Raw genomic sequence first — 12,691 nt, 5'->3', positions numbered from 1 at the left:
TTCTACTTATAAAGTAGAAACTCTATCTAAAATATATTTTTGTAAATCTCTTTTTGGAATCTCTTCTCTCATAGCTTGTTCAAAAATTTCATTTACTTTTTTACTATATTCTTCATAAGCGAAATATGGGAAATGAACTCTCCAAGCTTTTTTTATAACTTCTTTTGTCATCATTTCTTTTATCTTATCTCTAAAGAAATTAAATCCTATAAAAATCAATGCTGTTACTATCATACCACCTAAAATAGATATATGTGGATCAATAATAGCTAAAGTTTTATGTGTCAATAAAGATATTGGTATAATTACTGCCAAAATAAGAAGTATATAGACAAAATATGCTCTAGCTAATCTTAATCTAAAACCTAATCTTCCTGCATCAACTTCCATTCCATTATTAAATTGTCTAGAAGCAACTAGTAAGTCTTTTAAAAGTATTGGTTGCTTTGATGTATTATAAACAAAGTTTAAAACTCTATTTAAAATATTTTTATCTTGTAACATTTTTCTCCCTAATTTTTAATGGTAATTTTATCTTAAACATTATAATAATTAGCTTCTTTATTGTGAACAACCAATGCACAAGTTGTCTGTTCTGGGTGCATTTGGAAGGTTTCACTAAGCTCTATTCCAAATTGCTCTGGATTTAATAAATCAAAAATATCTCTATTCTGACTCAATTCTGGACAAGCAGCATAACCTGGAGAATATCTACAACCAACATATTGTTTCATTTGAACATCACTTAATTTATATCCTTCATTTGGAACAATATCCCAATCTAATCTGATTTGTTTATGTAAAACCTCAGCTAAAGCCTCAGCCAATTCAACTCCAAGACCATGAATTTGATAATATTTTGTAAATTCACCTTTATCATAGAATTCTCTTTCATAATCACTTATTTTAAGTCCTGCACTTGCAAGTGTAAATCCTACAACATCAAGTTTATCTGAACTAAAGAAATCAGCTATACATCTAAAAGGTTTTCTTCTTTGTCTTGGAAACTCCATAACTTTTATGGCTTCACTTAAAGGTGGTATATTTTTTGCTTCTTCAAGATTATTAAAAATATATTTTTTATCAAATATATAAAGTTTATTATCATTTGAAATGCAAGGGAAATATTCATATATAGCTATTGGCTCAAAAATATTTTTAGAAATCAACTCTAATTTTAAATCTTCATATAAAGGTTCAACTACATCTTTTTCATATTTTTGGAAAGCTTCGGGAGTTTGTTTCCCTCTTTTATATCCCCATCTTTGTCTAAATAAAACTCTATGATTTATCCATTTAAAAATCAAATCTTTATCTATACCATCTCCAATTTTTACAATTCTATCCCAATGAGGAGGAATTATAAAAGTTCTTTTTGGCATATCTATTTCTTCATATGGGGGAATTTCAATAACTTCTTTTTCAACTCTATCACTTGTATCAATTCTTTCTATTAAATCAGCAGCAAGGGCTGTATTATTTTCATCACCCTTTTCAATTCTTTGCATAGAAATAACTCCATCAAAAGCATCTCTACAATAAAAGATTGGACCATCATAAAATGGTCTACAATACTCATCTACAAAGTTTTTAGTTAAAGCTGCCCCACCAAGAAGAACAGGGATTTTTATTCCAAGCTTTTGTAATTCTTCAAGATTTTCTTTCATAACAGCTGTACTTTTTACTAATAACCCACTCATTCCAATTGCATGGGCATTATGTTCTTTTAACTTTTCAATAAATTGTGATATATCAGCTTTAATTCCAATATTGACAACTTTAAACCCATTATTACTTAAAATAATATCTACTAGATTTTTACCAACATCATGAACATCACCTTTTACTGTTCCAATAATAAGTGTAGTTTCACTAGCTTTCTCCTGTTTTGGTAAATATGGATTTAGAGTATCTACAGTTGCTTTCATAGTTTCTGCACTTTGGAGTACAAAAGGAAGTTGCATTTGTCCACTTCCAAAAAGTTCTCCAATTATTTTCATACCATCAATTAACCACTCATTTACAATAAGTTCAGGAGCTATTTTATCTTTTAATTCCATTACAAGAGGAATCATTCTCTCTTTATCCCCATCAAGTAAAAGTTTTTGAACTTTTTCTATTGGAGAAAGTTTTTGATACTCTTCATCACTTTGTTCTTCTTGCCCTACTGCATTTGAAAAATGTTCAATAAATTTAAATAAAGGATCACCTTGTGTTTGGTTATTGAAAATCAAATCATCACAAGCTTTTTTATCTTCTTCACTTATTTTGTTTAGAGGAATGATATGCTTTACATTTACAATAGCACTTGTTAATCCAGCTTTTACGCAGTGATATAAATATATAGAATTTAAATAAATCCTAGCATTTGCACTAAGTCCAAAAGATATATTTGATAATCCCAAAGTAGTTCCAACTTCTGGATGGCTTATTTGAAACTCTTTTATAGCTTCTAAAGTTTCAATTCCAGCTGTTCTATATTCATCATCTCCAGAACCAATAGTAAAAGTAAGCATATCAAAGACTAAATCACTTCCATCAAATCCATGTCTATTAACACATAAATCATATATTCTCTCAGCAATTTCTAATTTTCTTTCTTTTGTTTTTGCCATTCCAACTTCATCGATAACTAAACAAACAAGTGCTGCTCCAAATTTTTTTGCTAATTTACAAACAATATCAAACTTCTCTTCACCATCTTCAAGATTTACAGAATTTATAATACATCTTCCACCAATTTGTTTTAAAGCAGTTTCTAAAGCTTTTACTTGTGTAGAGTCAGGCATAAGAGGAAGAGGTATTTTTTGAGAGTATAGCGCAACTACTTTATCCATATCTTGTGTTTCATCACGACCAGCAAATCCAACTGAAACATCTATTACGTGTGCTCCTGCTCTAACTTGTTGTTGTGCAACACTAAGAGTTCCTTCATAATCATTTGCTTTTAGTAACTCTCTGAAAGCTTTACTCCCTGTAGCATTACTTCTTTCTCCTATTAAAAGAGGTGCTGGTTCTTGCTTTAATGGAACTACATTGAATAATGAAGCTAAAGAAGCTTTTAAAAATCCACAAGGTTTAAGAGGAATTATACCTTTTACAGCTTCTGTTAAAGCCTTAATATGCTCTGGTGTTGTTCCACAACAACCACCTAAAAAAGAAACCCCATTGATATTTAAAAACTCTTTTTGTAATTTTGAAAACTCATCTGCTTGCATTGGATAAAAAGTTTTTCCACCTTTATTTTGTGGTAATCCAGCATTTGCATGAACAGAAATAGGAAACTTACAAACTTCACTTAAAGATTTAACATGTTTTTGAACTTGTATTGGTCCAGTTCCACAATTAAAACCTAAAGATAGAATGTTAAAAGGAGATAAAATTGCTGCTATTGTCATAGCATCTGTTCCTATTAGCATAGTACCACTTAATTCAATGGTTACTGAGACCATAATTGGAATATTTGGTGCAATATCATTTAAAGCATGAAGTGCAGCTTTTATTTGAAGTGGATCTTGACAAGTTTCAAGTAAAAATACATCTGTACCTCCATCAACTAAACCTTTAGCCATTATTTTATAACCTTCATACATATTATCATAAGTAATATGTCCTAAAGATGGAAGTTTAGTTCCTGGACCTATAGAAGCCAAGACAAATTTTTTATTATCTTTTGTACTATATTTTTCACAAGATTTTTTTACAAGTTCAGCTCCCAATTTGGATAACTCATAACTCAAATGCCCTATTCCATATTCATCTAAAACCCAAGGCATAGAACCAAATGTATTTGTACTTATTAGATCAGCACCAGATAAAGCATATTCATCATGTATTTTTTCTAATATATGTGGAGCAGTTAAATTTAAAAGTTCATTACACCCTTCTAAATTTTCATTTTCAAAAATCCACTCATGATATTTGATATCAGCCAATTGAAGCTGTGTTCCCATAGCACCATCAATAATTAAAACTCTTTCTTTAATTAACTCTTCTATTATATTTTTCATTTTCTCTTCTATTAGAATTTCTTTTTTATTAGATAAGTATATATTATATTTTAAATTTACTAAAAAACTACTCTAAATCTAAATTAGAGCAGTCAGTTTTTACATTATCAATTAAGGTTATATAATATTTGTCTTCAATTTTTGTTAAGTAAAAGATAATATTATATGTGACAATAACCTCTACACTATTTTCTAAAATCTTTTTAATAAAATCTTGTTTTTCTAAATGTTGTTCACTAATATAATCAGATAGATATTGTTCAGTATTAGTTGAAATAAAAACTCCATCTTGAGTCCAACCATATAAGGCATCATTATATGGACTACAATAAAAATTTACATCTTCATTCTTGTTGATATCAAAAGAACCTATGTAATCATCAATATCTTCTAATACTAATTTATTAGATATTACTATTTTTCTATCTTCAACATTAACTTCATAAAAACCATATTTATGATTTATATATAAATTATTTAAAGTTTGTAAATCATTTTTACCAATAAGATATAAAATATATTTTATATGACTCAAAAGAGTATCATTAATTTCTATTTTTTTTGGTTCTTTTAAATACTGTTGATTTATAGAACAACCTCCAAAGAGTATGACTATTAGTAAAATAAAGATATTTTTTAACATTTTGTAATCCATTTTTTTAACTTCATTTATATTACATTTTTTATTCTTAGAACTTATTTTAATTATCTTTTAGATAATATTATTGATTAAAAAATTCAAATTAGGATACAAATTAAAATGACTGAAGCAAAATATATTTGGATGGATGGAGAGTTTACTCCTTGGAATGATGCGAAAGTTCACGTTTTAAGTCACACTTTACATTATGGAAATGGTGCAATAGAAGGAACAAAAGCATATAAAACAGTTGATGGAAGATGTGCAATTTTTAAATTAACTGAACATACACAAAGACTTTTAAATTCATCAAAAATGACTTTAATGAGTGTTCCATTTTCACTTGAAGAATTAAATAAAGCTCAAGTTGAGCTTTTACAAAAAAATGACCTTACAAATGGTGCTTATTTAAGACCTTTAGTTTATTTAGGTTATGGAGTTATGGGACTTTATCATAAAGATGCCCCTGTAAAAGTGAGTATTTCTGCTTGGGAATGGGGAGCATATCTAGGAGAAGAAGGTCTAAAAAAAGGGGTAAGAGTTAAAATATCTTCATTTACAAGAACTCCTAATACTTCTGGTATGGGAAAAGCAAAAGCTGTTGCAAATTACTTAAACTCTCAAATGGCAAAATATGAAGCTGTTGAAGCTGGATATGATGAAGCACTTTTAAGAGATGATCAAGGATATATAGCAGAAGCTAGTGGGGCTTGTTTCTTTATAGTTAAAGATGGAAAACTTATAACTCCACCAAATGACAACTCTTTAGAATCAATTACTCAAGCAACTGCAATAGAATTAGCAAATGATTTAGGAATAGAAGTTGTAAGAAGAAGAATTACAAGAGAAGAAATTTACGTAGCTGATGAAGCATTTTTTACAGGGACTGCGGCAGAAATTACTCCGATTAGAGAAGTTGATGCAAGAGTTATAGGTTGTGGTTCAAGAGGACCAATTACAGAAAAAATCCAATCTGCATATTTTGATGTAGTTACTGGTAAAAACCCAAAATATACAAAGTATTTAACATATATTAACTAATATAAATTATTATATATGACAAAATCTAAAATGAAGGAATGATATGCCAATAGACAACGACTATTTTAAAAACAGGCAACAACAGAATAATAATAAAGGTGGAAATGGTGGAGGTGGAAACTTTCAACCACCTTTCGAAACTCCAGAGTTTTTTAAAAACTTTGGTAAAAAAGCAGGTATGCTTTACCTTGTTATTATCATAATTGGAGCCTTATTTTTATTTAAGCCTTTTGTTATTATTGAATCAGGGCAAGTTGGTATTAAAGCAACAACAGGAAAATATGATAAAGAACCTTTAAATCCAGGTTTTCACTTTTATATTCCTGTAATTCAAAAAGTTATTGTAGTTGATACAAAAGTTAGACTTTTAACATATATGAATAGTCAAAATATAGGTTCTTTTGACCAAAGTATCAAAAATAATCCTGCTATTAATGTTCTGGATTCAAGAGGTTTACCAATTTCAATTGAATTAACTGTTCAATACAATATTATTGCAGATGGTGTTCCTCAAACTATTGCAACTTGGGGACCATCTTGGGAAGATAAAATTGTAAATCAAGTTGTTGGAGAAGTTGCAAGAAGTGTTCTTGGAGGATACAATGCAGAAGTTCTACCAATGAAAAGAAATGATGTTGCTGAAAGTCTTGATAGATTAATTAAAGAAAAAGTAACAGAAAGATCAAAACAAGCAGTTATTGTTGAATCTGTACAATTAAAAGAAATTGTATTACCAGAAAAAATTAAAGAGCAAATAGAAAAAGTACAAATAGCAAATCAAGAAGCTGAGAGAGTTAGATACGAAGTACAAAGAGCAAAACAAGAAGCTGAAAAAAGAGCTGCTTTAGCAACAGGAGAAGCAGAAGCTAGAAGAATTGAAGCTCAAGGTAGAGCTGATGCTGTTACTATTGAAGCAAAAGCACAAGCTGAAGCTAATAAAGAAATAGCACAATCTTTAACTCAAAATTTACTTCAAATGCAACAAATTGAAGTTCAAGGTAAATTTAATGAAGCTTTAAGAGAAAATAAAGATGCAAAGATTTTCTTAACTCCAGGTGGAGCAACTCCAAATATTTGGGTTGATACAAAAGATAAATCACGAGATACAGTAGTAAATCAAAAATAAGTGAGAGTTTAAAAAACTCTCATTTATAAAAAAGAGCATTCAATGAGATTTTATTTAATACTTTTTATTAATATTTTACTTTTTAGCTCTTTATATGCACAAAACATAGAATCTGTTCTTAAACTAAAACCTCCAATTAAATATGATTTAAATTTAAAATATGATGAAATTTTTAAATTTAATGATTTAGAATTAGAAGAAATAAAAGAAGAAAAATATAATTTTGGTCTAGATATAGATATAAATAAAGAACTTATGACTATTGATAAATTAAAATTTGATATAGGTACAAAATTTAAAGGTATAAACTAATGAAAGAGCTTGAAATCATAGATTGGAAAAAGATGAATAATCTGATCCCTGTTATTACACAAGATGAAAAAACGAATGAAGTTTTAATGCTAGGATATATGAATCAAGAAGCATTAGAATTAACTTTAAAAACAAAGTATGCACACTATTTTAGTAGAAGTAAAAATAGAATTTGGAAAAAAGGTGAAAGCTCAAATCATACTCAAAAAGTTATTGATATTTTTGTAGATTGTGATAATGACACTATTTTATTAAAAGTTATTCAAGAAGGAGTTGCTTGCCATACAGGAAGAAAATCTTGTTTCTTTACAAAACTTGATACAAAGGAGATAGTTCAAAATGTTAAAATTAATACTTCTTCTAGCTATGGAGTTATTGATACTTTATATCATACAATCCAAAGTAGAAAAAATGATGATATAGAAAAATCATATACAGCAAAACTTTTAAAAGGTTCACAAAATTCTATGCTAAAAAAGATAGTTGAAGAAGCAGGAGAATTATGTTTTGCAATAAAAGATGATAATGAAAATGAAGCCATATATGAAGCAGCTGATATTACATATCATATTTTAGTTGCACTTGCTAGTAAAAACATAAGCCCTGATAGAGTAAAACAAGAGTTAGCTAGAAGATTTGGAATTTCTGGAATAGAAGAGAAAAATTCAAGAAAAGTTTAATAAATTATTAAAATTCCTTATGCAAATAAGTTGCATTTAATAATCACTTGTTATAATGCACCAATTAAAAACTTGCTTTAAAGGAGTTAAAATGACAAATAGTTGTCAATACTGCTCTAAGAAAATACCAATTTCAAAGGTTTTCTGCTCTCCGACTTGCAAAGAAAACTTCTTTCAAAAGATTGCAATATCGGTACCAAAGCCTTTTGTGAAAAAATTGTACTTCTTTTGTACAAAAGAAGAAAAAGAGTATGAAATCAAAACATTTGCTCAAAGACATAATTGGCATGAAGAACTTGTACTTGAGAAAGTAGAAGAGTTATTTCAAGAGTATTATAAGTGTGGATAACTCCCACACTTTTTTAAATAAAAAACTATCATTTAAATAAACTCAAAAAATATAACTTAATTATAAATATTGAATAGTTGAATACTATCTATATATGAAATATTATATTTTAAGAATTACTTATGGATTTAATAAAAGTTATATAATATTAACTATACTTTATTAATGATGATTTACTGTATAAATTAGAAATTAATAAAACTGGATTTATAAAAACCCAGTTTAAAAAAGATTAGTGGCAACCACAACCAGTTCCACACCCTGTATTATTTTTTTTAGCTTCATGTTCAGCTTTTATTTTTTGCCCTTCACTTGAACATGCACTTACACCAGCTGGCATAATAGGTTGTATAGCTTCATTTGAAACCTCATCTTGATTATCTAAAATAGAAATTAGCTTATCAGCAGCCATCATATATCTTTTTGCAGTAATTGATTCTGGTTCAAAATAAACAATAGGTTTTCCACTATCTCCACCTTTTCTAATAGCTGGTTCAATCGGAAGATTCCCTAAAACTTGTGTATTATACTCTTTTGCCAAATCTTCACAAGTTCCCATACCAAAAATATCACTTTCCGTATTACAATTTGGGCATATAAATCCACTCATATTTTCAACTATTCCAGCAACAGGAATATGAAGTTTTTGGAACATATCTAAACTTCTTCTACTATCATCAAGAGCTACATGTTGAGGAGTTGTTACATTTATTCCAGCACTAACAGGTACACTTTGGGCTAAAGTTAATTGTGCATCACCAGTTCCTGGAGGCATATCAATAAATAAAATATCTAACTCTTCCCATAATATATCTGTTAAAAGTTGCTGAATTGCTTTCATTATCATAGCACCACGCCAAATAACAGCTTCACCCTCTTTCATTAAAACACCCATTGACATTACATCAACTCCATAAGCATTTAGTGGTTTTGCTTTATTCCCTACAACTTCAACTTCAACTCCATTTACGCCCATCATTCTTGGAATGTTTGGTCCATAAATATCAGCATCTAAAATTCCAACTTTTTTACCTTGCATAGCACTAGCTACTGCTAAGTTTACAGTTGTAGTTGATTTTCCAACTCCACCTTTTCCACTACTTACCATAACAATTTTTTTAATTTGAGGAGCAATATTTTTACCACTTACACTATTACTTTGTTGAGCTTGTTCTTTTGGTTTATTAAAATTTAATATTAAATTTAATCCAAAAGAATTCAAACAGGCAAAAATATTTTCTCTTAATTCTTGTTCAACTTCTTTAGAAGTTGATGTAATATCTAATAAAATAGTACAATTTTTATCATCAAGCTTAATATCTTTTACAAATCCAAATTCAACAATTGACTTCGAAAAATTAGGATATTTCACGTTTTCTAATGCTTTTTTAATATCTTCTATATTCATTTGCATATCCTTTTTATATTTAATAAAGGAATTATATTTTAATTAGGATAATTTTTGTCTTAAATTATCCTACCATATTTTCTATTGCTTCTCCATGTGTTTTTACAATTTTCTGTGTAATTTTATATGAACAAAACTTTGGTCCACACATAGAACAAAATTCCGCTTCTTTAAATACATCTTGAGGTAAAGTCTCATCATGAAACTCTTTTGCTCTATCAGGATCTAAAGCTAATTCAAATTGTTTATTCCAATCAAAAGCGTATCGAGCATCACTCATAGCATCATCTATATCTCGAGCTCCTTTTCTACCTCTAGCAATATCAGCACTGTGAGCAGCTATTTTATATGCAATAATTCCATTTCTTACATCTTCTGCATTTGGTAATCCTAAATGCTCTTTTGGAGTAACATAACAAAGCATACTTGCTCCATGCCACCCACCAACTGCGGCTCCAATTGCACTACTTATATGATCATATCCAGCTCCAATATCAGTTGTAAGTGGACCTAAAATATAAAATGGTGCTTCATGACAATACTCTTTTTCAAGTTTCATATTTCTTTCAATTTGATTTAAAGGTACATGTCCTGGACCTTCTATCATAACTTGAACATCCTTTTCCCATGCTCTTAAAGTTAATTCTCCAAGAACTTTTAGCTCTCTTAATTGTGCTTCATCACTTGCATCAGCTAAACAACCAGGTCTTAAACTATCCCCTAAAGATAATGATACATCATATTTCCTACAAATATCTAAAATCTCATCAAAAGCTTCATAAAATGGATTTTCTCTATGATAGTGCATCATCCAAGCAGCCATTAGTGAACCACCTCTACTTACAATACCCATTTTTCTTTTTGCAATATGAGGCATAAATTCTAGCAAAAATCCTGCATGAATTGTAAAGTATGAAACACCTTGTTGTGCTTGTTTTTCTATAACTTCAAGCATCTTTTCTATACTTAAATCCTCTATTTTATCTTTTACATCATGCAAGATTTGGTAAATAGGTACTGTTCCAATAGGTACTGTTGAGTGTTCAATTACAGCTCTTCTAATTTTATCTAAATCTCCACCAGTACTTAAATCCATAATAGTATCTGCTCCATATTTTAAGCAAACATCAACTTTTTCTATCTCTTTACTTACATCACTTGCTAATGCTGAACTTCCTATATTTGCATTTATCTTACAAGATGATGCAATACCTATCGCCATAGGAGTTAAATGTTTATGATTTATATTTGCTGGAATTATAAGTCTTCCTCTTGCTATTTCACTTCTTACTAATTCTGGTTCAAGTTTTTCAATCTTTGCAACATATTCCATATCAGGTGTTATAATTCCCTGTTTTGCATAGTACATTTGAGTTCGTACAGTATCATTTTTGTGATTATCTAACCAAGTTCTCATATCTTTTCCTTTATCTTTTTGCTATACCAGTTAATTCTTTGTGTTCCTTTGCAGGAAATACAAAAGATGCCATATGAATTTCAGCAGAGTAATACTCTAAATCATCTAATAAATCTGCTCTTTGTAAGTTTATATCAGCTGTTGGATGATATTTTTTTGAAGCTATTATAGAAGTGTTATGTCCAAATCTAAATGGCACAGCTATCCAAAATTTATCTCCTACAAGTTTTAAATCAGAAATTAATCTATCTTTGTCTTTTGAAAAAGCTTTTGTAGCAAAAGTAATAACTGCATCATTTTTTAAAACTCTTGAAATATTTGCTAAACTTTTTAAATCAAGTTTTATATCTGTAAATATAATAACATCGATTGATTTATCCTCTTTAGTATCTACAAAAGACAAATCTCCATACTCAATATTTGAAACTTTAGAGTGTTTATTTGCCTCTTTTTTTATATCTTCATCAACTGCCCCAATAATCAAAACATTTTTAGCTTCTTGATGTGTACAAAGTGATATATGTACCATCATTTCAGCAAAAACATTACTATCTTTCATTGTTAAATCCTTTTTTGATTGTTATGTTTTTTTATTGTTAGCTGGATTTTGAGTAAAAAAAAAGGTACTTTCATAAAGAAAGCACCTTTTTATATATTAAATTTATTATTAAGTTTATTAAATTTAATTTTAAAATCGCTTCCTACTCTGGTCTTAACCAACAGGTTCAAAGGGTCAGGTTTTAACCTTCTCAACGCAATAAGCGTCCCCCCGCAATAAAAAAGGTATTCTATCATAAACAATGTTTAAAAGTATAGTTTTTTTAAATATAAGTTACAATTGCATATAATATTTACTATTTCACCCATAGGATTTTTATTTAAGATGATAAAAAGTTTAACAAAGTATATTCATAATATTCCAAAACTTCCAGATATTATTATAGAACTAGATAGTTTTAGAAAGTCTCAAAATAAAAACTCTAAACAACTAACAATGATTATAAAAAAAGATAAAAATCTGCATCAAGATATTCTTAAAGTTATGGATTTTAATATTTTTGATTTTGATACAAAACCAAAAAATATTACAAACTTTATTGCTTTTACAAATCTAGAGTTTGTTACTACTTTAGCAACTGCTCTTATAATTACAAAGAGTATAAACTTAAATTTATTCTCTTATGCAGTTACAACAGATGATTTCTTATATTCAAATACATTAGCAATGAGAATTACAGATATTTGGATAAATAAAATTGATAAAAAATTAAAAAATGAACTTCTACTTCCAGCCTTTTTACAAGGACTTTCAAAGCCAATAATCTCTTTAGCAATTAGTGAAAATAAATTAACTGAAAGATTTTTAAATGATATTTCAACTAGTAAGAGTTTAAATTTAAGTGAAGAAAAATTTACTGGTTATAAAACAGGAAGAATAACAGCAAATATTCTAAAGAATTGGGGTTTAAGCTACAACATCATACTTCCTATTGCATTTACACATGACTTAGTAAACTGTCCGAAAGAATTTAGATTAAAATCTATTATTTTAAATATTATAGATAATATTTGTAATTTAAGAGAACCATTATCAGATAAAAATATTCATATTGCATTAGAAGATTTAGCATTATTTGATTTTGATATTGAACTATTTTTAACTTCAATAGATGAGATAAAAAATATTATTAAAAAAGATTATTAATAG

12 protein-coding genes and 1 riboswitch are annotated in these 12,691 nt (G+C 28.4%); of the genes, 6 read left to right on the top strand and 6 right to left on the bottom strand.

Features of this window, described 5'->3' with window-relative positions:
• Positions 1-6: 6 nt before the first annotated feature.
• From ALANTH_RS00760 to ALANTH_RS00750, 3 genes are all read right to left on the bottom strand, one after another.
• Complete coding sequence (locus ALANTH_RS00760) at positions 7-504, bottom strand: hypothetical protein (RefSeq protein WP_026807179.1); 498 nt, start codon at positions 502-504, stop codon at positions 7-9.
• Between the two features lie 32 nt (positions 505-536).
• Entirely contained in the window at positions 537-4,010 is a 3,474-nt protein-coding gene (gene metH / locus ALANTH_RS00755; RefSeq protein WP_026807178.1) for a methionine synthase, read from the bottom strand.
• Between the two features lie 67 nt (positions 4,011-4,077).
• Positions 4,078-4,653, bottom strand: a complete 576-nt coding sequence (locus tag ALANTH_RS00750; protein WP_026807177.1) for a hypothetical protein — start codon at positions 4,651-4,653, stop codon at positions 4,078-4,080.
• Between the two features lie 117 nt (positions 4,654-4,770).
• Between ALANTH_RS00750 and ALANTH_RS00745 the strand changes: the two genes are divergently transcribed.
• The 5 genes from ALANTH_RS00745 to ALANTH_RS00725 all read left to right on the top strand — a co-directional run bounded on the left by ALANTH_RS00745 (position 4,771) and on the right by ALANTH_RS00725 (position 8,158).
• Positions 4,771-5,691 carry a branched-chain amino acid transaminase gene (locus tag ALANTH_RS00745; RefSeq protein WP_026802951.1) on the top strand — a complete coding sequence of 307 codons (921 nt, stop codon included), beginning with the start codon at positions 4,771-4,773 and terminating at the stop codon, positions 5,689-5,691.
• A gap of 43 nt (positions 5,692-5,734) precedes the next feature.
• Positions 5,735-6,817, top strand: coding sequence for an SPFH domain-containing protein (locus ALANTH_RS00740; RefSeq protein ID WP_026802950.1), 1,083 nt, complete (start codon positions 5,735-5,737; stop codon positions 6,815-6,817).
• 42 nt (positions 6,818-6,859) lie between these two features.
• Entirely contained in the window at positions 6,860-7,129 is a 270-nt protein-coding gene (locus ALANTH_RS00735) for a hypothetical protein (RefSeq protein ID WP_026802949.1), read from the top strand.
• Entirely contained in the window at positions 7,129-7,809 is a 681-nt protein-coding gene (hisIE, locus tag ALANTH_RS00730) for a bifunctional phosphoribosyl-AMP cyclohydrolase/phosphoribosyl-ATP diphosphatase HisIE (RefSeq protein ID WP_026807176.1), read from the top strand. The genes ALANTH_RS00735 and hisIE overlap by 1 nt, the downstream gene beginning before the upstream one ends.
• A 91-nt stretch (positions 7,810-7,900) precedes the next feature.
• A complete protein-coding gene (locus ALANTH_RS00725; RefSeq protein WP_026802947.1) occupies positions 7,901-8,158 on the top strand; it encodes a DUF2116 family Zn-ribbon domain-containing protein in 258 nt (85 codons plus the stop codon).
• Positions 8,159-8,390: 232 nt separating this feature from the next.
• Here ALANTH_RS00725 and ALANTH_RS00720 read toward each other — a convergent pair whose 3' ends face one another.
• The 3 genes from ALANTH_RS00720 to ALANTH_RS00710 form a co-directional block, all read right to left on the bottom strand.
• Positions 8,391-9,566 (bottom strand): Mrp/NBP35 family ATP-binding protein, encoded by a 1,176-nt coding sequence (locus ALANTH_RS00720; protein WP_026807175.1) that lies wholly within the window; start codon positions 9,564-9,566, stop codon positions 8,391-8,393.
• Between the two features lie 64 nt (positions 9,567-9,630).
• Positions 9,631-10,983 (bottom strand): phosphomethylpyrimidine synthase ThiC, encoded by a 1,353-nt coding sequence (thiC, locus tag ALANTH_RS00715; RefSeq protein ID WP_026807174.1) that lies wholly within the window; start codon positions 10,981-10,983, stop codon positions 9,631-9,633.
• A 10-nt stretch (positions 10,984-10,993) separates the two neighbouring features.
• Entirely contained in the window at positions 10,994-11,542 is a 549-nt protein-coding gene (locus ALANTH_RS00710; RefSeq protein WP_026807173.1) for a spermine/spermidine synthase domain-containing protein, read from the bottom strand.
• Positions 11,543-11,664: 122 nt separating this feature from the next.
• Positions 11,665-11,764: riboswitch (TPP riboswitch) on the bottom strand.
• 102 nt (positions 11,765-11,866) lie between these two features.
• Between ALANTH_RS00710 and ALANTH_RS00705 the strand changes: the two genes are divergently transcribed.
• Positions 11,867-12,688, top strand: coding sequence for an HDOD domain-containing protein (locus ALANTH_RS00705; RefSeq protein WP_026802943.1), 822 nt, complete (start codon positions 11,867-11,869; stop codon positions 12,686-12,688).
• The last annotated feature ends 3 nt before the right edge of the window (positions 12,689-12,691 follow it).

Source organism: Aliarcobacter lanthieri (assembly GCF_013201625.1).
Taxonomy (GTDB): domain Bacteria; phylum Campylobacterota; class Campylobacteria; order Campylobacterales; family Arcobacteraceae; genus Aliarcobacter; species Aliarcobacter lanthieri.
Note: the sequence above shows the minus strand (reverse complement) of the source record. Positions and strands in the feature narration are given on the sequence as shown.